The following is a 20111-nucleotide window of genomic DNA, read 5'->3' as shown; positions in this document are numbered from 1 at the left end:
GACAAGAGATTAGATATTTAAGTAATTACTTATCTACTGTCAGGAGTCGAGCAATGCGCAACGATCACGATCCCCATTCCGTCAATTTCCTGATCGACGAGCCCGGCCCCGATCCCCGTTTCGGCCGCGTCCGCGCCGACGCCCCCAGCATCGTCTGGAATGGCGGGATGGCTGTCTTCGCACTGGCTGCCGGTCCGTTTTTCATCACGCCATCGGCCATTATCCTGTTTTTCCTGACCACCGGCACGGCGCTGCTGCTGGGGCACAGCGTCGGTTATCACCGCATGATGATCCACGGCAGCTTTGCCGCACCGCGCTGGCTGACCCGCACGCTGGTCTGGTTCGGCGCCTTTGTCGGCATGGCCGGCCCGCTGGGCATCATCCGCGCCCACGACACCCGCGACTGGGCGCAGCGCCAGGCCGACTGCCACCCGTTCCTCGCCCACCGGACGCATATCGTCCGTGACGCCTGGTGGCAGATCTATTGCCGCCTCGACCTCGATCGGGCGCCACGCTTCGATTTCTCCGAACTCGACCGCGACCCTTTCTATCGCTGGCTCGAGGCGACGTGGCGCTGGCAGCAGCTACCCGTCGCGCTGGCCTTTTTCGCGATCGGCGGCTGGGGCTGGGTCGTTTGGGGGGTGGCGGCGCGCGTCGCGGTCGCCAACCACGGTCACTGGCTGGTCGGCCATCTCGCGCATAATCGCGGCCCGCAGCGCTGGACCGTCGATGCGCACGGCGTGCAGGCCTTCGACGTGCCGTGGGCCGCGATCCCGACGATGGGCGAGGCATGGCACAACAATCACCACGCCTACCCCGGCTCGGCGCGCATCGGGCTGCATCCGGGCCAAAGCGACTGGGGATATGTCGTCATCCGCCTCTGCGAGCGATTGGGGCTGATGTGGGACGTGCAAACTCCCGAGCGCCTGGGCCAGCGCGCTGGCCTGTCAGAGGTCGCTCGACACGAGGCAGGCTTGGCGGCACACTCGGCATATGGACACACTTCATAGCTGGCCCGCCGAGGCCGAAACGCTGCTCGATGACCTCGTCGACCTGCGCCGCGCGATTCACCGCGAGCCTGAGTTAGGGCTGCAGAACCCGAAGACGCTTGCCAAGATCAAGGATGCGCTCGCCGGGCTGCCGCTCGAATTTCGCGAAGGGCCGTCGACCACCGGGCTGGTCGCGATCCTGCGCGGACCGGCGAATGGCCGCACCGTGCTGCTGCGCGGCGACATGGATGCGTTGCCGCTGGTCGAGGATACCGGGCTCGACTTCACCTCCGAAACCACCGGCGCGATGCATGCGTGCGGGCATGACACGCATGTCGCGATGCTCGTCGGCGCGGCAAAGCTGCTCTGTGCGGCGCGCGACCGCCTGCCCGGCACCGTGATGTTCATGTTCCAGCCGGGCGAGGAGGGGCATCATGGCGCGCGCTTCATGCTCGATGACGGGATCATTGATCCGTTGCCCGATGCGGCCTTTGCGCTCCACATCATGCCCAATGCGCCGCACGGGATTTTTGCGGGCCGTGCCGGGGCGCTGCTCGCCTCGTCCGACTTGCTGGGCGTGACCATCAAGGGCGCCGGCGGCCATGCGTCGATGCCGCACGATACGATCGACCCGATCCCCGTCGCCTGCGAAATCGTCGGCGCGATCCAGACGATGGTGACGCGCAAGATTTCGGTGTTCGACCCCGCAGTGGTGACGATTGCCCGGATCGCGGCGGGAACGACGAACAACATCATCCCCGAAACCGCGGTGATGGAAGGGACGATCCGCACCCTCAGCGCCAACCAGCGCGCCCATGTCGCACGCGAACTCAAACGCCTGATCCCAGCCATCGCCGAGGCGCACGGCTGCACCGCCGACGTGGTGATCACCGAAGGCTTTCCGGTCACCGTCTGCGACAGCCGCGCGGTCGCGTTCGGCAAGGGCGTCGTCGAGGATGTGTTCGGCGAAGACGGCTGGCTGACGATGGACAATCCGGTGATGGGCGCCGAGGATTTCGCCTATGTGCTGGAAAAGGTGCCCGGCGCGATGTTCTGGCTCGGCGCGAGCCACGAAGGCAGCGACTGGCGCGCGTGCTGCGGGCTGCATTCGAACCATATGATCCTCGACGAAAAGGTCATGGCGCGCGGCGCGGCGCTGCACGCGGCGCTGGCGGAACGGTTTCTGGAAGAAGGATTTACAGCATGATCAACATCATCGGCGCGATCATTTCGGGCCTGATCATCGGCGCACTGGCGCGGTTCTTTTATCCCGGGGCGGTCCAAATGAGCTGGATCGCGACGATCCTGCTCGGCATCGGCGGCTCGCTGCTCGCCGGGCTGGTCACAACCCGCGGCGTCCGCGGCGAATTCCACCGCGCGGGTTGCCTGGCGTCGGTAATCGGCGCGATTGTGCTGATCCTTGCCGGCCGTTTGCTCGGCGTCGGCGGCTGACGTCTATTCGATCATCGCCTCGACCATCTCGTGCGGGTAGAGGATGAATTCGCGATAGATCTGGTAATGTGCGGTGTCTTCGAGCCGCGTCGGTTCGATGCCGAAGGGACCGATCTGCCACAGATCGGCGTCGGGCAATGCCATCAGGATCGGCGAATGGGTTGCCATGATCACCTGGCAATTGTTCGCGCGTTGCATCGCGCGCAATTGCTTCAGAAATTCGAACTGGCGTGACGGCGACAGCGCCGATTCGGGCTCGTCGAGAATGAACACGCCTTGCCGATCGAAGCGTTCTTCGAAAAATTGCAGAAAGCCCTCGCCATGCGACGCCGACAGATAGTCGGCCATCGGCGAACCAGCATCGTCGAGATAGCGCGCGACCGAAAAGAAGGTTTCGGCGCGGAAAAACCAGCCGCGTTTCACCTGCGGCAGCCAGGCGGCGCGCATGATCGCTCCGAGGCCGCCGCCGTCCTGCCCCGAATATTGCAACGCGGCGACCGCCGCCATCCCGACCGCACCGCCGCTGTCGTTGAACCCCGACAGCTTCGCAATCGCCTCCAGCAAAGTCGATTTTCCCGACCCGTTTTCGCCGACGATGATCGTGACCGGCCGCTCGAACCGGATATCAAGGCCGCTCGATTTGATCAGCGGGAGCGTGAAGGGATAGGCATCCCAGTCGACCCACTCAGGCCATTGCTGATCGTCACGAAGTTCGGGCAGCCAGGCGCGCTTCAAAAAAGGCGGCGGCAGCGTAGTCTGGTGCGCCTTGCGCGCCACCGGCTCAGGGAACCAGCACCGTATCGACCGCCTGCGGCAACAGGTCGGGATAATCGAGCGTGTAATGCAGCCCGCGGCTTTCCTTGCGGTGGAGCGCGCTGCGGACGATCAGCTCGGCGCATTGCAGCAGGTTGCGCAGCTCGATCAAGTCGGTCGTCACGCGGAAGTGGCCGTAATAATCCTCGACCTCGCCCGTCATCATGTTGATCCGGTGCTGCGCGCGCTCCAGCCTTTTGGTCGTCCGCACGATACCGACATAGTTCCACATAAAGCGGCGGATTTCGGTCCAGTTCTGCTTGATGATCACCTCTTCGTCGGAGTCGGTGACGCGGCTTTCGTCCCATGGCCGGATCGCGGGGGGCGGCTCGAGTTGGTCCCAGCGCGCGATGATGTCCTTTGCCGCCGCTTCGCCGAACACGAAACATTCGAGCAGGCTGTTCGACGCGAGGCGGTTGGCGCCGTGCAGCCCGCTTTCGGTGCATTCGCCCGCGGCATACAGCCCCGGCAGGTCGGTGCGCCCGGCGAGGTCGATCAATATGCCGCCGCAGGTGTAATGCTGCGCGGGGACCACCGGGATCGGCTGCTTGGTCATGTCGATGCCGAGCGTCAGCAGCTTTTCATAGATGTTCGGGAAATGCCCGGCGACGAAATCGGGGTCGAGGTGGCTGATGTCGAGGTGGACGTAATCGAGCCCTGACCGCTTGATCTGATCGTCGTTGGCGCGCGCCACCACATCGCGCGGTGCGAGTTCGGCGCGCGCGTCATAATCGGGCATGTAGCGGTGGCCGGTAACCGGGTGCTTCAATATCCCGCCCTCGCCGCGCACCGCCTCGGTGATCAGGAAATTCTTGACCTCCAGATTATAAAGGCAGGTCGGGTGGAACTGCATCATTTCCATGTTCGAGACACGCGCTCCCGCGCGCCACGCCATCGCAATGCCGTCGCCGGTCGCGCCTCTGGGCGCGGTGGAGAATTGGTACACGCGTCCCGCGCCGCCGCTCGCCAATATCGTCGCACGGCCGACATGCGCGTGAACCTTGCCGCTCGCCTCGTCGAGGGCATAAACGCCCCACACGCGGCCCGAGCCCGAATAGCGTTCCTCATGCCGCCCGGTGATCAGGTCGACGCACGCCTGCCCTGGCAGCAGGGTGATGTTCGGATGCGCCTCGGCGGTTTTGAGCAGCGCCGCCTGCACCGCCCAGCCGGTCGCGTCGTCGACATGGACGATGCGGCGGTGCGAATGGCCGCCCTCGCGCGTCAGGTGCAGCGCCTCGGCATCCTTGTTGAACGGGACGCCCATCTCGACGAGGCGCTCGATCGACGCGGGGGCATTTTCGACGACGAACTCGACCGTCTCGCGCCGGTTCAGCCCGCCGCCCGCGACCATCGTGTCCTCGATATGGTTCTCGAACGTGTCCCCGGCGTCGAGCACCGCCGCGATGCCGCCCTGCGCCCAGGCGGTCGATCCGCCGGTGAGGTCGCCCTTCGCCAGCACCAGCACCTTGCAATGATCGGCGAGCGCGATGGCGGCGGTAAGACCGGCGGCGCCCGAGCCGATGATGATGACGTCGTGGGGGGTGGTGACGGTCAAGAATCTATCTCCGGTCAGAATCGAGCAGTTGATCGATCGTCCACTCGACATCCGATACTTCGACCTCGATTAATATGGCCCGCAGTGCTTCGCGGTCGCCCGCGGCTCGCACCTTGTCGAAGCGATCTAAAATACCGCGAGCGAATAGCCGCTCGTTGAGCGTCATGCCCGCCAACGGCGCGCCCGCCTCACCCATTCGCCGCGCGCGTCAAATTCAGGAACACATCTTCCAGATCGGCCTCGCGGGTCGACACATCGACGATGCCGTGGCCCATCGCATTCACCGCGGCGAGCACTTCGCCCGCGTTCATCCGATCCTTGTTATAACTGATCGCGAGACCGCGTGCTCCCTCCCGCTCGATCTTGTCAAACGCCGGATGAGTGGGCAGGTCGGTGATGTCTTCGTCCAGCGTCACGACAACAATCTTTTCGCGCGCCATGTCGAGCAGCTCGCGCGTCGGCTTGTTGGCGATGAGCTTGCCGTGGTTGATGATCGCGATGCGATCACACAGCTCCTCGGCCTCTTCCAGATAATGCGTCGTCAACACCACGGTGACGCCGCGATCGTTGAGCGACTGCACATAGGACCAGAGCTGCTGCCGAAGTTCGATATCGACCCCAGCGGTCGGCTCGTCGAGGACGATGATCGGCGGCGAATGCACCATCGCCTTGGCGACGAGCAGACGGCGCTTCATGCCCCCCGACAAGGTGCGCGCATAGGCGTCGCGCTTGTCCGACAGGTGGACCGCGGCGAGCAGGTCGTCGGAAATGCGCCGAGCTTTGGGGACGCCATATAGCCCCGCCTGATTCTCGAGCGTCTCATAGGGCGTGAAAAACGGGTCGAAGACGATTTCCTGCGGCACGATGCCGATCGAATATTTTGCATTGCGCGGATCGGCGTCGATGTCGAAGCCCCAGATGCTCGCCGACCCGGCAGTCTTGTTGACCAGCCCCGCAAGGATGTTGATCAGCGTCGACTTCCCCGCGCCGTTTGGCCCGAGCAGCCCGAATATCTGGCCGCGCGGCACGTCGAAGCTGACATTGTCGAGCGCCTGCTTGCCCCCCGCGTAAGTTTTAGAGACGGCGTCGATGCGGATGGCGGCTTCGGTCATGGCACGAGCCATAGCCGCGCGCCGACGCCTGTGAAAGCCCGCTAATTTTTCATCAGCGCGGCGTTAACGCTAAATTGGAAACTCGCCGCTAGGACCGGCGCTGTGAGGACCAGACACACCCAAAACCCGCAGCCCGCGCTGCGCGGCCTAGCCGCCTGCGCGCTGATGATGGCCCCGGCCATCGCGGCGCCGGCCCATGCACAACAGACGGCGCAGGGCGCCGCCGAAGCCATCGTGCTGCGCCCGCTCTCCTTCTTCAAGGTCAATGACCTTGAATTCGGCAGCATCATCGCGTCGGGAACCGCAGGAACCGTTCGCCTGAACCCCGACGGCACGCGCACCAGTACCGGAGGCGCCACACCGGTCGGCAATGGCGGCGAGCCCGCGCGCTTTGCGGGACTCGGCACCCCAAACCGCCAGGTCAATATTTCGCTGGGCGCCAACCAGATTTTCATCACCGGCCCCGGCGCGCCGATGCGCGTGCGCAATTTCGAAATCGGCAGCACCCCAACCGCCATTCTGTCGACGACGCCGCTGCGCTTCAACATCGCAACCGCGATCGGAAATTATAACTTCCCGGTCGGCGCGACGCTCGACGTCGGCGCCAACCAGACGCCGGGCGATTACACGGGTACCTTCACGATCACGCTTAACTACCTTTAGGCAACCATCTCTAGACCTTCTGTGGGGGAAGAGGACGGCACCGGGGACCACTTGCATCCGCCCGATCATTCGGGCGCACGCTCGCCGGTGCCGTCAATGCTCTACCCCGATTGCGCAGACCCGATTGCGGGCGCCCCTGTCGCTTGCTATGGGCGCGATCGATGACCCAGCCTGCACCCGAGACCATTCGCACGCCCAAGACCCGCATCGCCTGCGACGGCACCGGTGACGGCCTCGCCGACGCCGCGCTCGGTCACCCGCGCGTGTGGCTCGAAATCGACACCGACGACGGGTTCGCCGATTGCGGCTATTGCGACCGGCGCTTTGTGCTGATCGGCGGGATCGCCGACAAAAGTTGAGCGGAGGCGGGATCGCCGATCCACGCCTCACCGACCGGGGGCGATCCAAAGGTAAACGCGTTTTTTACCACCCCTATCCATCATCCGCTCATGTCCATCTGGCATATCTGTGCCAGACAGGAGCAGAATCTGTGGGGATTCAAGGGACCAAGACTTGTCGGAGCGCTGTTCGCGCCCTGACCATCGTTGCTGCGGCGACGGGCGCGATGCTGTGCGCGCCGGCCTATGCCGCCGACACCAACGTCACCGTCAACGCGGCGATCGTTCGCCCCAATTCGCTGATCAAGACCGACGATCTCGATTTCGGCACGATGGTGAGCGGGACGACCGGCGGCACGGTGTCAATCAATGCCGTCACCGGGGCGCGCACGACAACCGGGGGCGTCACGCCGGTCGGCGCCGGAACGCAGCGCGCGGTGTTTCAGGGCACGGGCGGCATCCTGCTGATCACCGTGTCGGGTGATACCTCGGTAACGTTGGTCCGCGCCGGCGGCGGCGCGCCCAACATGACCGCGACCCTGGTGCGCGCCGCGAGCACGAGCGGCGGCGGTGTCGCCTTGCTGGGCTCGACGTTGCTGCCCAGCGGCGTTCAGACCTACTATATCGGCGGCACCCTGACCGTCCCCGCGAACCAGCTCGCGGGCGATTACAGCGGCACCTTCACGTTGACCGTCAATTATCTTTAGCGCCTCGTCATTGCGGGGGGCATAGCGACGAAGCAATCTCCAGCCATCAGCCTTGTGCGAGGACGATGGCTGGAAATTACTTCCCCCGGCCTTCGCCGGGGTCGCAATGACGAAGGTGGTTTGCGCACGCGCACCCGCGTGCCTATATCAGCACGATGACAAGCCCCACCGATCCCCGCCGCTTCCTCTATCGCGCCGACGCGCTCGACCCCGATCTGGCGCAGACGCTCGCGCGCGAGGCGCTCGCCCAGGCCGACGACGGCGAGCTATACCTGCAATATCGCGCGACCGAGAGCTTCGGCTTCGACGACGGTCGCCTGAAGACCGCCGATTATTCGACCGACGCCGGTTTTGGCCTGCGCGCCGTGTCGGGCGAGATGACGGGTTTTGCCCACGCCAGCGATATCAGCGCCGGCGCGATCCGCCGCGCCGCCGAGACGCTCGCCTTGCTCGACCCCGCCAGCCAGCCGCACGCCGCGCCGCCGCCGCGCACCAACCGTCACTTGTATGACGAAGCGAATCCGCTCGACCTGATCCCCTTCGCCAAAAAGGTCGCACTGTGTCAGGAAATCGACGCCGCGGCGCGCGAACGCGACCCGCGCATTGCGCAGGTGTCGGTGGGCCTCGCGGGCAGCTGGTCGGTGGTCGAGATCGTCCGCGCCGACGGCTTCCTCGCAACCGACATTCGCCCGCTTGTCCGCCTCAACGTCAGCATCGTCGTCGAAGAAAATGGTCGCCGCGAAACCGGCAGTTTTGGCCTTGGCGGCCGGTATATGTACGACCATCTGTTCGAACCCGATCAGTGGAACCGCGCGATCGACGAGGCACTGGCGCAGGCGCTGGTCAACCTGCGCGCGGTTGATGCCCCCGCGGGCGAATTCACCGTGCTGCTTGGCCCCGGCTGGCCCGGGGTGCTGCTGCATGAAGCCGTCGGACACGGGCTCGAGGGCGATTTCAATCGAAAGGGCACCAGCGCCTTTTCGGGCCGCATCGGTCAGCGCGTTGCCGCCTCCGGCGTCACTGTCGTCGATGACGGCGCGATGGAGAGCCCCATCGGCGGCGGCCGCCGCGGTTCGCTCAGCATCGACGACGAAGGCACCCCGACCGGCGAGACCGTGCTGATCGAGGACGGCATATTGAAAGGCTATATGCAGGATCGCCTCAACGCGCGCCTGATGGGGGTCGAACCGACCGGCAACGGACGGCGTGAGAGTTTCGCCCACGCCCCGATGCCGCGGATGACCAACACCTTTATGAAGGGCGGCAACGACGATCCCGCCGAGCTGCTGAGCCGCGTCAAGAACGGCATTTTCGCCAAAAGCTTTGGCGGCGGCCAGGTCGATATCGTGTCGGGTAAGTTCGTCTTCAGCTGCACCGAGGCGTATAAGATCGAGAATGGCAAGCTGGGCGATTCGATCAAGGGCGCGACGCTGATCGGCGACGGGCCGAGCGTGCTGACCAAGGTCATGGGTATCGGCAACGACATGGCAATCGACGAAGGTATCGGCATCTGCGGCAAGGGTGGCCAGAGCGTCCCCGCGGGGGTCGGCCAGCCGACCCTGCTGGTCAGCGGGCTGACAGTGGGCGGCACGGCTTAATACACGCGTCATTGCGAGGAACGAAGTGACGAAGCAATCTTCAGCTATCGGGCTTAGCTGATGCCGATAGCTGAAGATTGCTTCGCTTCGCTCGCAATGATGTAAAAGCTGTGACGCGCCTCACTTGGCGTTCGCCCATCGCGCGCATATAGCTGCACAAACATAATAAGAATCGGGTCGCATCATCCGCCGGGTCTCGTCCCCGGCAACAGGGGGGTATTTATGCGTTCGAGTCTGCGTTTCGTCTCCATCACTGTCATCACCGCGATGCTGGTCACCGTTCCCGGATCCGCCCAGAAAACCACCGGTCCCACCGAACGCTATGAAATGGACGTCGCGACCGCGTCGGGCTTTGCCGCGCTGGCGGCGGGCGGCAAACCCGGGGTCGGCAGCGTCATGGGCATGATGTTCGGCGGCGGGCCCGACGGCAAGGTCGCGCATACGCTCGACCTCCGTCTCGGCTCGAACCAGGGGCCGAGCGCGCCGCCGGTCAAGGCCGATCATTTCTTCCTGCCCCAGGCCAAGCTCGGCAAGTCGGTGCCGCTTTGGGGTCCGGAACCCGGCAAGCGCGACGAGACCGGTACGTCCGAAATGCCCAAGGATTTCGAGCGCCCCAAGGGCCGTCTGCTGCTGTTCTGGGGCTGCGGCGCCAAGGCCGGGCCCGGCCAGCCGGTGATCATCGATTTCGCGAAACTGGCGGCAGGGCAGATGCCGCCGAACCTGTACACCACCACCGTGCCGCGCATCCGCGAAGTGATGACGACGAACAGCAAATCCTATGCTGGGTGGCCGAACACAAAATCGTCGAAGCAGCCGCCGAAGGACAGTTCGCTGATCGGCGCGCACCGGATCGCGGGCAATGTCGGGCCGGAGATCAACTTCACCCTCGCGCAGGACTATATGGCTCCCCTCAACGCATCGACGACGATGCAGGGTGACGGGTCAGTGATGATCCGCTGGAACCAGCTCGTTCCGGCGACAGGCTATGTCGCTTGGGCTTTCGGCGGCATGGATCGCGGCAGTTCGGGCGGCGACATCGTGTGGTGGACGAGCAGCAATGCGCGCGAATTCGGCGGTGGACTGTGGGACTGGCTGCCGCCATCGACCGTCGCTGGCCTGGTGACTAAAAAGGTCGTGATGCCGCCGGCGCAGACGAGCTGCGCGATCCCGGCGGAGGTCAAGAAAGCGTCGGGCGAGATGATGTTCGGCAACCTCAACGCCTTTGGACCCGAAGCCAATTTCTCCTATCCGCCCAAACCCGCGGGTAAGGCGGCGTGGAATATCGACTGGACCGCAAAGGTTCGTTTCCGGTCGCACACCAGCCTGCTGATCGGCGCCGATCTGGGCGGCATGGGCAGTGGCGCGAGCACGCCGGCCGAACCCGCGAAAAAGAAGAAATGCAAAGGCCCGCTCGGCATCCCGTTGCCCGACGGGGCGTGCTGAACCGGTGCCAGATCCGGTCAGCCCCTGTTCACACCTTTTGGTCCAAAGCAGCGGTGGGTAGGGTATGATGAAGACAGGAGTCGAACCATGCGTCACCTTTTTCCGGCACTATTTGCCGCTGCCGCGCTGGCGGCATCGCCCGCCGCATCGGCGCGTGAAAAGCTTGCGCCCGAAGACCAGCTCGCCAAATTGCTCGACGGCCGGGTTGCTGGCGAGCCGCAGGACTGCCTGCCGCTGACCAGCCTCGGCAGCTCGCAGATCATCGACAAGACCGCGATCGTCTATCGCGTCGGCGGCACCATGTGGGTCAACCGTCCCGATGGCGGCGCGTCTTCGCTCGACGATGACGACATCCTGGTGCTGAAAACGTCGGGCAGCCAGCTGTGCAGCATCGACACCCTCGAACTGCACGACCGATCGAGCCATATGTACAGCGGCTTCGTGTCGCTCGGCAAATTCGTTCCTTATCGGCGCGCCAAGGCTGAGTGAGCGGAGCCACCAGTAAGTCCGTCATCCCGGCGAAGGCCGGGATCTCGCCGATGCTTAAAAACGCGATGGTCAGATCCCGGCTTTCGCCGGGATGACGATCGACTATGGTTGCTTCATGACTGAAGACCCGGACACCATCACCCTGCCCCCGCCCCCCGCCGACTGGGCGCAGCAACTGCTGACTTTCTGGTTCGACGGGCATGGCATGAACGAATGGTACGGCGGCGGCCCCGCTTTCGATGCGGAGGTTCGCGGCCTTGCCGAGGGCTGGCACGAAGCGTTGCGGTCGCAGCCTGCGGCAAGCTTCCTGACGGACCCCGACACCGCGCTTGCGGCAGCGATCCTGTTCGATCAGGTGCCGCGCAACCTGTTTCGCGGCCACGCCGACGCCTTTGCTACCGACGATCTGGCCCGCGCGATCGCACGCGGTATCGTCGCCAAGGGATGGGACCAAGGCTGGTCCGACGATCGCCGCCAGTTCGGCTATCTGCCCTTTGAACATAGCGAAGATATCGCCGACCAGCGCGAATCGCTGCGCCTGATGGGCCAGCTCGGCGACCCCGTTTTCGCCGATTATGCCAAAAAGCATTTCGACGTCATCGACCGCTTTGGCCGCTTCCCCCACCGCAACGCCGCACTTGGTCGCGCGACGCGACCCGAAGAGGAGGAGGCGGTGGAGGAAGGCAAGAATTGGTGATAGGGCGGGCGCATTCCATCCGCGGAGCGCAGCCATGGCCGACTTTACCGACACGCTGACCGATAAACATGTCGCTTTCATCGAGAAACAGCCGGTCTATTTCACCGCGACCGCCGCCGCCGATGCGCGGATCAATCTGTCACCCAAGGGTTATGCCGACAGTTTCCGAATCCTGTCTGATACCCAGGTCGCCTATCTCGACCTCGCCGGGTCGGGCAACGAAACCCACGCGCACCTTGCTGCCGACGGCCGCATCACCATCATGTTCTGTGCCTTCGATCGCAGCGCGCTGATCCTGCGAATCTATGGCCGCGGCCGCCCGGTGCTGCCGCAAGACGCCGAATGGGACGCGCTCGCGGCGCATTTCACCCTGCTGCCCGGTACGCGTCAGATTTTCGTCATCGACATCGACAGCGTGCAGACAAGCTGCGGCTGGGGCGTTCCGATGATGGAATTGCAGCATGAGCGCGACACGCTGCAAAAATATCACCGCCAATCGGACCCCGCGCTGTGGGTCGAAAAAACACTGGGCCGGACCCAAAGCATCGACGGCCTGCCGACGCGCGCGACCGACCGCTTCATCGCGGGCGAGACCGGCTGATGCCGCTCGTCGAACTCGTCCGCATGCCCAATGGCGCCCAGGCCGAGCTGCTGCGCGGGCGAATCGAAAGCGCCGGGGTGCATGCGGTCTGCTTCGACGCTGGCATGAATATCGCGGAAAGCGTCGGGCTGATGATCCCGGTGCGGATCATGGTGCTGGACGAGGATCTGGAGGAAGCGCGGGCGCTGCTGGCGGAATTTGACGATCCAGGGAACGGCTTGGCGGCTGGAGCGCTAGACCGCTGAGACCATGATCAAAGTCGCCAGTTACAATATGCGCAAGGGCATCGGGCTCGACCGGCGCCGCGACCCCGGTCGGGTGCTCGCGGTGCTCGGCGAACTCGACGCCGACATCGTCGCGCTGCAGGAGGCCGACCGGCGCTTCGGCAACCGCGCCAGCGCCATTCCGCCGCAGATGTTCGCAGAGCATAGCGACTATATCCCGGTCACGCTCGACAATCGCCCGCACAGCATCGGCTGGCACGGCAACGCCCTGCTGGTCCGCAAGGGCGCCGAGATCGAGGAAAGCCATGCGCTCCATCTGCCGACGCTCGAACCGCGCGGCGCGGTGGCGGCGACAATCCGCATCGGCGACATCCGGCTGCGCGTCGTCGGCATGCACCTCGACATCTCCGGCCTGCGTCGCCGTCAGCAGGCGCGCGCGATCCTGAACCACATCGCGGGCGGCGAGGACTTGCCGACGATCCTGATGGGCGACTGCAACGAATGGCGCAATCGCGGCGGCTGCCTGACCGATTTCGGCGAGCGCCATCACATGGTGGATACCGGCCACAGCTTTCACAGCCGCCGTCCGGTTGCGAAGCTCGACCGCATCTTTGCCACGCCCGATCTGCAGCCCGTCGACGCGGGGGTGCATCAGAGCGCGCTCGCGGCGCGCGCGTCGGATCATCTGCCGATCTGGGCACGATTTACCAAAGGCTGATTGAATAGGTCGGCAATCCCCTCCCGCAAGCGGTCGGGGAATTTTCTGCCCAAAATTTAGGCAATGACGTGCCTCCACTGCCCGTCAAACGAACGATTATTCGTTTGGGCCTGCGCTCACCGTCACAAAATGTTAACTTTTTCAGCATCCGCGCAATCTGGCACGGATGTTGCAGTGCAACATGGTGCGATTAGCAAAAGGGGGCATCATGAAATTGATCCTGGCAATTATTAAGCCATTCAAGCTCGACGAGGTGCGCGAAGCGCTGACCGGCTTGGGTATCGCTGGCATGACCGTGACCGAGGTCAAGGGGTTCGGCCGGCAAAAGGGGCAGACCGAAATCTACCGCGGCGCCGAATACGCCACCAACATGGTGCCGAAGGTGAAGATCGAGCTCGTCTGCGACGACGCGCTCGCGCCGCGGGTGGTCGAAACGCTGCAGCAAAGCGCTGGCACCGGGTCGATCGGCGACGGCAAGATTTTCGTCCTCGACGTCGGTCAGGCCGTGCGCATCCGCACCGGCGAAACCGGCGAGGCGGCACTGTAATGACGAAGGGGGAAATTATGACGTTCGCAAACAAATTTGCGGCGGGCGCCGGGGCCATCGGCCTCTCGCTGTTCGCTGCGCTGCCCGCATGGGCGCAGGAAGCGGCGGCGCCGGTTGCCGACGCGGCGGCTCCCGCCGCTTTCACGCCAACCGCCGACATGGTCAACAAAGGCGACGTGGCCTGGATGCTCGTCGCCTCGGCTTTGGTCCTGATGATGTCAGTGCCTGCGCTGGCGCTTTTCTATGGCGGCCTTGTCCGCACCAAGAATATGCTTTCGGTGCTGATGCAGGTGCTGACGATCGTCTGCGTCGCCGCGCTGGTCTGGTTCAGCTGGGGCTATTCGATGGCCTTCACCTCCACCGGTACGCCATTCCCCTCGCTGTTCGGCGGCCTCGATAAGGCGTTCCTGTCCGGCGTCGATGTCAACACCTTCGCTGCCACCTTCTCGAACGGGGTCTATTTGCCCGAATATGTCTTCGTGATCTTCCAGATGACCTTTGCCTGCATCACGCCGGCGCTGATCGTCGGGGCTTTTGCGGAGCGCGTGAAGTTCACGCCGCTGATCATCTTCACAGTGCTGTGGCTAACACTGGCCTATTTCCCGATCGCACATATGGTGTGGTACTGGGCCGGTCCGGACTTTCTCCACGCCGCGCCAACTGACATGGGCTTGCTGTGGGGCTGGGGTGCGCTCGACTTTGCCGGCGGCACCGTTGTCCATATCAACGCAGGTATCGCCGGTCTGGTCGGCTGCCTCGTGATCGGCCCGCGCCTTGGATATAGCTCGGAACCGATGCCCCCGCACAACCTGGTCATGACGATGATCGGCGCGTCCCTGCTGTGGATCGGCTGGTTCGGTTTCAACGCCGGTTCGGGCCTTGAAGCCAACGCCTTCGGCGCGCTTGCCTTCATCAACACGCTCGTCGCTACGGCAGCAGCAGGCGTGACATGGGCGGTCATCGAGCAGATCGTGCACAAGAAACCGTCGTTGCTGGGTGGTGTTTCCGGCGTTGTCGCCGGTCTGGTCGCGATCACTCCGGCGGCGGGCTTCGCCCATCCCGGCACCGCGATCATCCTCGGCGCCGTCGCCTCGCTCGGCTGCTTCTTCTTCGTCACCACGGTGAAGAAGAAACTCAAATATGATGACTCGCTCGACGTATTCGGCATTCACGCGGTCGGCGGCATCATCGGCGCGATCGGTACGGGCTTCGTCGCCAATCCGGCCTGGGGCGGTCAGGGGTGGATCGATTACACCGCGCCCGTCGCCAAGGTCGGCGAGTTCGACCTGACCGGCCAGGTGATGACGCAGATCTGGGCCGTCGGCACCACCGTCCTGTGGACTGGTGTGGTCAGCGCGGTGCTGTTTCTCGCACTCAAATACACCATCGGCCTGCGCCCTTCGGCGGACGTCGAGCAGCAAGGGCTCGACCTCAGCGAACATGGGGAGCGCGCCTACAACTACTGATCAACGAGACAGGATACCCGTCGCCGCACGTCTCTCTCCTTTCAAGCGGCGGCGGCGGGATCCTACCCAGGTTCCTCCTGCGAACCACTGGCCGGGGCCTTTGCCCCGGCCATTTTTTTGCAGACATCGATACTGTGGCCCGGGTGCAACATGTCGCGGGTAAATTTGGTTTCCATTGTAACCATCATTGCGTGACCACGCTAAAAGGCGCACTCCTCTCGGCGCGACGGAACAGCATGGTCCCGCGCATCACAGGGAGGAAATTATGCTCGAACGTTCCACGATGCTGGCCGGTCTGTCGCTATTCGCGATCGCCGTCAGCAGCCCCGCCGCCGCCCAGGATGCCGACGGCGCCGAAAACGACAGCAATATCATCATCGTCACCGCGACCAAGCGCGACGCCAATCTTCAGGACATCCCCTTCTCGATAAACGCCCAGACGGCGGCCGACATCCAGAAATCGGGCGCCGTGACGCTGGAAGATCTGTCGCGCAACGTCGCCGGGCTGTCGGTGCAAAACCTCGGGCCGGGGCAAAGCCAGGTGTCGGTCCGCGGCGTTTCCGCCGGCCAGGTCGTGCGCGACCAGCCGGGGGTCAAGGAACAGGTCGGCGTCTATCTCGACGAAAGCGTCATCTCGCTCTCGCTCTTCACCCCCGACATCGATCTGTACGATCTCAACCGCGTCGAAACGCTGCGCGGGCCGCAGGGCACGCTGTTCGGTTCGGGTTCGGTTGGCGGTACGATCCGCTACATCACCAATCAGCCGAAGCTCGGCACGACCGAGGGCAGCGTCGAAGCGAACGTCAACCTTGTGGACGGCGACGATATCGGCGGCCATCTGAAGGGTGCGATCAACCTGCCGCTTGGCGATACGGCAGCGGTGCGCGCGGTCGGCTATTACACTCGCTACGGCGGTTTCATCAACGCGGTCGGTCCGGCCGGCGGCGACGATGTCAACAGCGGCGAACGCTATGGCGGCCGCATCGCGCTGACCTTTGAACCCAGCGAAAATCTGTCGATCACCCCGCGGATCGTCTATCAAAAGGTGACCGCCGACGGGTTCAATCGTCAGGACATCTACAATCTGTACGGCAACCAGTTCACGACCACGCGGCCGCAGGTCACCTATGACGAGCGCGAGCAATATCTGCTGCTGCGCGAAGGGTTCGAGGACGAAACGCTGATCGCCGACCTCAACCTCAACGTCGGGCTTGGCGGCGCCAAGCTGACGTCGGTGACCAGCTATATCAACCGCGACATCCTGGTCAGCCGCGATGCCAGCGCACTGTCCGGATCGGTGTCGGTCGATCTCGGTTTCCCCGATGCCGGGGTCCTGCTGCCGTCGAACTTGGTCGATACCACCGATCTCGAAACCTGGTCGCAGGAATTGCGGCTGGCGTCGGACAATGACAGCGCGTTCCAGTGGGTCGTCGGCGCCTTTTATTCCAAGGTCGACCGCGTCTATACCCAGACGCTGCCGACGCCGGGTTATGACGCGGTGACCGACGCGACGCTGGGCGCGGGAACCTCCGCCAGCGTCCGCAACGGCTTTTCCCCCGATTCGCCGTACAACGCCTTCCTGCCCTATGACATCAAGCAGTTCGCGCTGTTCGGCGAGGTCAGCTACGATTTCAGCGACGCCTTCACCGCGACAGCGGGCGGGCGCTATTACGACTTCAAGGAAACGCGCAGCTTCAAATCGGGCGGCCTGTTCGCCAATGGCGACAACCGCACCGACAGCACCAAGTCGAGTGGCTTCACCCCGCGCTTTCTGCTGTCCTACGACGTCAGCGACGCGGTGACGGTCAACGCCCAGGCGTCGAAAGGCTTCCGCCTCGGCGGGGTCAACGATCCGCTCAACCTGCCGCTGTGTTCGCCTGCCGACGCGGCGCTGTTCGGTGGCTTTCAGGATTATGACGACGAAACGCTATGGAACTACGAGTTAGGGGTAAAGTCGCAGGGTCGCGGCTTCACCTTCAACGCCGCGGGCTTCTATAACGACATCAGCAACCTGCAGGTGACGCTCGACGCCGGCAGCTGTTCGTCGCGCATCGTCTTCAACGTCCCCGACGCGCATTCGATGGGTGTGGAGTTCGAGCTGGGGCTGAACCCGACCGACGGACTCGACTTCAACCTGTCGGGAAGCATCATCGAGGCCGAATTTGACACCACGCTCCCCGGCGCGCTCACCACCGCAACGGGGATCCGCAACGGCAATCGCCTGCCGTCGGTGCCGAAGTTCCAGCTGACCGCGTCGGGCAGCTATGAATGGCCGATCGGAGACACCGCGAACATGTATGTCGCGGCATCGGTGCAGCATGTCGGCACCCGCTTTACCCAGCCCGCCGATCAGGAAAACAACCCGCGAACCTTTGTCCATGGCTTGCCGTTCGGCGGCGCCCCGGCGGGGGCGGCGACGACGGTCGATCTGCAGTTGCCCGATTACCAGCTGGTTAACCTCAGCGCCGGGGTCGACTTCGACAACGGCCTGTCGCTGATCGCCTATGTCAACAATCTGTTCGACGAAAACGCGCTGCTGTCGTTTGATCGCGAACGCGGCGGGCGGGCGCGGCTTGGCTATACGGTTGGTCAGCCACGCACCTTTGGCATCACCGCGCGCAAGACGTTCTAAGGTGAACAACAGGGCCGGTTCCGCACCGAACCGGCCCTTTTTTGCTGCACGCTGCACTGCACAACAATTAGGCAGCGCTGCCGCACATTTAGGCCTTCCCAACATGACATTAATATGGCATTCATTGCGTCAACAGTTTCAGGAGGGGAGAGCCTGAAAGGCTGGGCCGGGACGCAAGTCCCGGCCCTCTTTTTTTTGCGCGCGATGTTCCTTTCAAGAAATCGCGGGATTTCAAGGCTTTATCTGGTGCCGCGGCGTCACCAAGTTCCGCCCGCTGCCATCATCCTGCCGTACCGAATCGCTGTTTACCAACCGGTGTGGCGTTTCCGCGCCTGCTTCCTGACGCACCGGATGACGACATCAAATCAGCCCAAAGCCGCCTTCACAAATTCCGCTGCGCGCTCGCCGATCATGATGCTCGGCGCGTTGGTATTGCCCGACACCAGCCGCGGCATGATGCTCGCGTCGGCGACCCATAACCCGTCGAGGCCGTTCAGCTTCAGCGTCGGATCGACCACCGCATCGACATCGCCGCCCATCCGGCAGGTGCCGACAGGGTGATAGACGGTGTCGGCGCGGCTGCGGATCAGCGCGTCGAGCGCGGCATCATCGTCGAGGTTCACCAGATGCCGGTCAACTCCCGCATACCCGCTGAGAGGCGGCGCCGCGACGATGCGGTGCATCATCCGCACGCCTGCCCTCAAGGTCGCTAAGTCGCGATCGTCGGTCAGGAAACCCGGATCGATCGCCGGCGCCGCGGCGGCGTCCGGCGAAGCCAGTCGCACCGTCCCGCGGCTTTCGGGGCGAAGCACACAGGCGTGGCATGAAAAGCCATGCCCCTTTACCTTTGTCCGCCCATGATCCTCGAGCATCGCAGGAACGAAATGATATTGAATGTCGGGCGCGGCCAAATCGGGATGCGATTTCCAGAAGCCGCCCGCCTCGGCAAAACAGGTGGTCATGATGCCGGTGCGCCGGGTGCGATGTTCGAAAATCGCCTTCACCATCCGCCAGGTGCCGCCCAGACTGTTGCCGAGCGGATCGGTCGAGCGGGTTTCCCAACTCGACACATAATCGATATGATCCTGCAGATTGTCACCGACCCCGCCGCGGTCGAGGGTGACGTCCAGACCCATGGCTTTCAGATGCGCGGCGGGACCGATACCCGATAGCTGCAGGATTTGCGGGCTACCGAACGCCCCGGCGGACAGGATCACCCCGCCCCGCGCGCGTAGCGTTTCACGCTTCGCTCCTTGGCGGATAACGACCCCGGTGGCGCGGCCTTCCTCGACCATGATTTTCTCGACCAAAGCATCGGTGCGGATGTCCAGATTGGCGCGGCCGCGCAACGGCTCGACATAGGCCCGCGCCGCCGACCAGCGTTCGCCATCTTTCTGCGTCACCTGATACAGGCCGAAACCTTCGTTGTTCGGCAGATTAAAATCGCCGGTGCGCGGCAGTTGCAGCGACGCCGCACTTTCGATGAAGCGGCGGCTCGTCACATTAGGCCAGCGCTGGTCCATGACATTCAGCGGGCCATTGGCGCCATGAAATTCGTCGCCGCCGCGCTCATTGCCCTCGCTACGCTTGAAATAGGGCAGCACGTCGGCATAGCTCCACCCGGTCGCACCGAGTGCCGCCCACTGGTCATAATCGAACTGGTGGCCGCGAATATACACCATCGCGTTGATCGCGCTCGACCCGCCCAGCCCGCGCCCGCGCGGCTGATATCCGGTGCGGCCGTTCAGCCCCCTCTGCGGCAATGTTTCATACCGATAGTTCGAAGCCTCGGGGATGAAGGGCATGAAGCCCGGGGTCTTGACCCGCGCATTGTCGTTGGTCCCGCCGGCCTCGATCAGGCACACCGTGCGCTTGCCATCCTCGGCCAGCCGACCCGCCGCCGCGCTCCCCGCGCTGCCGCCGCCGATGACGATGATGTCGAATTGGTCTCCAGAATTCATGCGCGCCGCTCCCCTCGCCACCGGTTCGGTGGTCAATCGGGACTTACATGAATGTCATTAGCGAGCGTGGCAAGCGGCAAAGCCACCACCCTTTGCCGTTCGTGTC

The 20111-nt window shown here is 64.0% G+C and carries 21 protein-coding genes; 16 read left to right on the top strand and 5 right to left on the bottom strand.

The window, feature by feature from the left end; all coding sequences use genetic code 11:
• Window positions 1-53: 53 nt before the first annotated feature.
• The 3 genes from ACQY6T_RS15465 to ACQY6T_RS15455 are packed head-to-tail and all read left to right on the top strand — an operon-like array spanning window position 54 to window position 2441.
• On the top strand, window positions 54-1010 hold the full coding sequence (locus ACQY6T_RS15465; RefSeq protein WP_428632190.1) for an acyl-CoA desaturase: 957 nt from the start codon (window positions 54-56) through the stop codon (window positions 1008-1010).
• Entirely contained in the window at window positions 994-2196 is a 1203-nt protein-coding gene (locus ACQY6T_RS15460) for a M20 metallopeptidase family protein (protein WP_428632189.1), read from the top strand. The genes ACQY6T_RS15465 and ACQY6T_RS15460 overlap by 17 nt, the downstream gene beginning before the upstream one ends.
• Window positions 2193-2441, top strand: a complete 249-nt coding sequence (locus tag ACQY6T_RS15455) for a GlsB/YeaQ/YmgE family stress response membrane protein (protein WP_428632186.1) — start codon at window positions 2193-2195, stop codon at window positions 2439-2441. The genes ACQY6T_RS15460 and ACQY6T_RS15455 overlap by 4 nt, the downstream gene beginning before the upstream one ends.
• Before the next feature lie 3 nt (window positions 2442-2444).
• On the opposite strand, the gene ACQY6T_RS15450 is transcribed toward ACQY6T_RS15455, so the two are convergent.
• From ACQY6T_RS15450 to ACQY6T_RS15435, 4 genes are read right to left on the bottom strand one after another with little or no spacing between them, the layout of a single operon-like run.
• The gene (locus ACQY6T_RS15450; RefSeq protein ID WP_428632184.1) at window positions 2445-3218 is read right to left on the bottom strand and encodes an AAA family ATPase; all 774 of its coding nucleotides are present in this window, start codon (window positions 3216-3218) and stop codon (window positions 2445-2447) included.
• A gap of 4 nt (window positions 3219-3222) precedes the next feature.
• Window positions 3223-4809: an L-aspartate oxidase gene (nadB, locus tag ACQY6T_RS15445; protein ID WP_428632182.1), complete on the bottom strand. Its 1587-nt coding sequence runs from the start codon at window positions 4807-4809 to the stop codon at window positions 3223-3225.
• Between the two features lie 4 nt (window positions 4810-4813).
• Window positions 4814-5005 (bottom strand): hypothetical protein, encoded by a 192-nt coding sequence (locus ACQY6T_RS15440; protein WP_428632181.1) that lies wholly within the window; start codon window positions 5003-5005, stop codon window positions 4814-4816.
• Window positions 4998-5921, bottom strand: a complete 924-nt coding sequence (locus ACQY6T_RS15435) for an ABC transporter ATP-binding protein (RefSeq protein ID WP_428632179.1) — start codon at window positions 5919-5921, stop codon at window positions 4998-5000. Before ACQY6T_RS15435 ends, ACQY6T_RS15440 begins: the two co-directional genes overlap by 8 nt.
• Before the next feature lie 102 nt (window positions 5922-6023).
• Here ACQY6T_RS15435 and ACQY6T_RS15430 point away from each other — a divergent pair, with 102 nt between their 5' ends.
• The 13 genes from ACQY6T_RS15430 (at window position 6024) to ACQY6T_RS15370 (ending at window position 18044) form a co-directional block, all read left to right on the top strand.
• On the top strand, window positions 6024-6584 hold the full coding sequence (locus ACQY6T_RS15430) for a DUF4402 domain-containing protein (RefSeq protein ID WP_428632178.1): 561 nt from the start codon (window positions 6024-6026) through the stop codon (window positions 6582-6584).
• Window positions 6585-6745: 161 nt separating this feature from the next.
• Window positions 6746-6943: a zinc-finger domain-containing protein gene (locus ACQY6T_RS15425; RefSeq protein ID WP_428632176.1), complete on the top strand. Its 198-nt coding sequence runs from the start codon at window positions 6746-6748 to the stop codon at window positions 6941-6943.
• Between the two features lie 206 nt (window positions 6944-7149).
• Window positions 7150-7629, top strand: a complete 480-nt coding sequence (locus tag ACQY6T_RS15420) for a DUF4402 domain-containing protein (protein ID WP_428632174.1) — start codon at window positions 7150-7152, stop codon at window positions 7627-7629.
• A gap of 155 nt (window positions 7630-7784) precedes the next feature.
• Window positions 7785-9227 carry a metalloprotease TldD gene (gene tldD, locus ACQY6T_RS15415; protein WP_428632172.1) on the top strand — a complete coding sequence of 481 codons (1443 nt, stop codon included), beginning with the start codon at window positions 7785-7787 and terminating at the stop codon, window positions 9225-9227.
• 222 nt (window positions 9228-9449) lie between these two features.
• The gene (locus ACQY6T_RS15410; RefSeq protein ID WP_428632171.1) at window positions 9450-10670 is read left to right on the top strand and encodes a hypothetical protein; all 1221 of its coding nucleotides are present in this window, start codon (window positions 9450-9452) and stop codon (window positions 10668-10670) included.
• Between the two features lie 87 nt (window positions 10671-10757).
• Window positions 10758-11159 (top strand): hypothetical protein, encoded by a 402-nt coding sequence (locus tag ACQY6T_RS15405; protein ID WP_428632169.1) that lies wholly within the window; start codon window positions 10758-10760, stop codon window positions 11157-11159.
• A 115-nt stretch (window positions 11160-11274) separates the two neighbouring features.
• The gene (locus ACQY6T_RS15400; protein ID WP_428632167.1) at window positions 11275-11856 is read left to right on the top strand and encodes a DUF924 family protein; all 582 of its coding nucleotides are present in this window, start codon (window positions 11275-11277) and stop codon (window positions 11854-11856) included.
• A gap of 34 nt (window positions 11857-11890) precedes the next feature.
• Entirely contained in the window at window positions 11891-12457 is a 567-nt protein-coding gene (locus tag ACQY6T_RS15395) for a pyridoxamine 5'-phosphate oxidase family protein (protein WP_428632164.1), read from the top strand.
• Window positions 12457-12702, top strand: a complete 246-nt coding sequence (locus ACQY6T_RS15390) for a DUF2007 domain-containing protein (protein ID WP_428632162.1) — start codon at window positions 12457-12459, stop codon at window positions 12700-12702. The genes ACQY6T_RS15395 and ACQY6T_RS15390 overlap by 1 nt, the downstream gene beginning before the upstream one ends.
• 4 nt (window positions 12703-12706) lie before the next feature.
• Entirely contained in the window at window positions 12707-13399 is a 693-nt protein-coding gene (locus tag ACQY6T_RS15385; protein WP_428632160.1) for an endonuclease/exonuclease/phosphatase family protein, read from the top strand.
• Window positions 13400-13607: 208 nt separating this feature from the next.
• Entirely contained in the window at window positions 13608-13946 is a 339-nt protein-coding gene (locus tag ACQY6T_RS15380; RefSeq protein ID WP_003043080.1) for a P-II family nitrogen regulator, read from the top strand.
• A gap of 17 nt (window positions 13947-13963) precedes the next feature.
• Entirely contained in the window at window positions 13964-15412 is a 1449-nt protein-coding gene (locus ACQY6T_RS15375; protein WP_428632157.1) for an ammonium transporter, read from the top strand.
• A 265-nt stretch (window positions 15413-15677) separates the two neighbouring features.
• Window positions 15678-18044: a TonB-dependent receptor gene (locus tag ACQY6T_RS15370; protein ID WP_428632155.1), complete on the top strand. Its 2367-nt coding sequence runs from the start codon at window positions 15678-15680 to the stop codon at window positions 18042-18044.
• Window positions 18045-18409: 365 nt separating this feature from the next.
• Here the strand turns inward: ACQY6T_RS15370 and ACQY6T_RS15365 are convergent, their stop codons facing one another.
• Window positions 18410-20005, bottom strand: coding sequence for a GMC family oxidoreductase (locus tag ACQY6T_RS15365; protein ID WP_428632153.1), 1596 nt, complete (start codon window positions 20003-20005; stop codon window positions 18410-18412).
• Window positions 20006-20111 lie beyond the last annotated feature (106 nt).

It is taken from the genome of Sphingopyxis sp. (assembly GCF_965279725.1).
Taxonomy (GTDB): domain Bacteria; phylum Pseudomonadota; class Alphaproteobacteria; order Sphingomonadales; family Sphingomonadaceae; genus Sphingopyxis.
The sequence above is the reverse complement of the archived record's forward strand: the minus strand, read 5'-3'. Positions and strand labels throughout refer to the sequence as shown.

Bases quoted from the DNA above. Each gene is read 5' to 3' on its own strand.
- ACQY6T_RS15465 (WP_428632190.1), top strand. From the start codon at position 54: ATGCGCAACGATCACGATCCCCATTCCGTCAATTTCCTGATCGACGAG.
- ACQY6T_RS15365 (WP_428632153.1), bottom strand. From the start codon at position 20,005: ATGAATTCTGGAGACCAATTCGACATCATCGTCATCGGCGGCGGCAGC.
- ACQY6T_RS15405 (WP_428632169.1), top strand. From the start codon at position 10,758: ATGCGTCACCTTTTTCCGGCACTATTTGCCGCTGCCGCGCTGGCGGCA.
- ACQY6T_RS15390 (WP_428632162.1), top strand. From the start codon at position 12,457: ATGCCGCTCGTCGAACTCGTCCGCATGCCCAATGGCGCCCAGGCCGAG.
- tldD (WP_428632172.1), top strand. From the start codon at position 7,785: ATGACAAGCCCCACCGATCCCCGCCGCTTCCTCTATCGCGCCGACGCG.
- ACQY6T_RS15395 (WP_428632164.1), top strand. From the start codon at position 11,891: ATGGCCGACTTTACCGACACGCTGACCGATAAACATGTCGCTTTCATC.
- ACQY6T_RS15425 (WP_428632176.1), top strand. From the start codon at position 6,746: ATGACCCAGCCTGCACCCGAGACCATTCGCACGCCCAAGACCCGCATC.
- ACQY6T_RS15370 (WP_428632155.1), top strand. From the start codon at position 15,678: ATGCTCGAACGTTCCACGATGCTGGCCGGTCTGTCGCTATTCGCGATC.
- ACQY6T_RS15460 (WP_428632189.1), top strand. From the start codon at position 994: ATGGACACACTTCATAGCTGGCCCGCCGAGGCCGAAACGCTGCTCGAT.
- ACQY6T_RS15375 (WP_428632157.1), top strand. From the start codon at position 13,964: ATGACGTTCGCAAACAAATTTGCGGCGGGCGCCGGGGCCATCGGCCTC.
- ACQY6T_RS15420 (WP_428632174.1), top strand. From the start codon at position 7,150: ATGCTGTGCGCGCCGGCCTATGCCGCCGACACCAACGTCACCGTCAAC.
- ACQY6T_RS15400 (WP_428632167.1), top strand. From the start codon at position 11,275: ATGACTGAAGACCCGGACACCATCACCCTGCCCCCGCCCCCCGCCGAC.
- ACQY6T_RS15455 (WP_428632186.1), top strand. From the start codon at position 2,193: ATGATCAACATCATCGGCGCGATCATTTCGGGCCTGATCATCGGCGCA.
- ACQY6T_RS15435 (WP_428632179.1), bottom strand. From the start codon at position 5,921: ATGACCGAAGCCGCCATCCGCATCGACGCCGTCTCTAAAACTTACGCG.
- ACQY6T_RS15385 (WP_428632160.1), top strand. From the start codon at position 12,707: ATGATCAAAGTCGCCAGTTACAATATGCGCAAGGGCATCGGGCTCGAC.
- ACQY6T_RS15380 (WP_003043080.1), top strand. From the start codon at position 13,608: ATGAAATTGATCCTGGCAATTATTAAGCCATTCAAGCTCGACGAGGTG.
- ACQY6T_RS15440 (WP_428632181.1), bottom strand. From the start codon at position 5,005: ATGGGTGAGGCGGGCGCGCCGTTGGCGGGCATGACGCTCAACGAGCGG.
- ACQY6T_RS15410 (WP_428632171.1), top strand. From the start codon at position 9,450: ATGCGTTCGAGTCTGCGTTTCGTCTCCATCACTGTCATCACCGCGATG.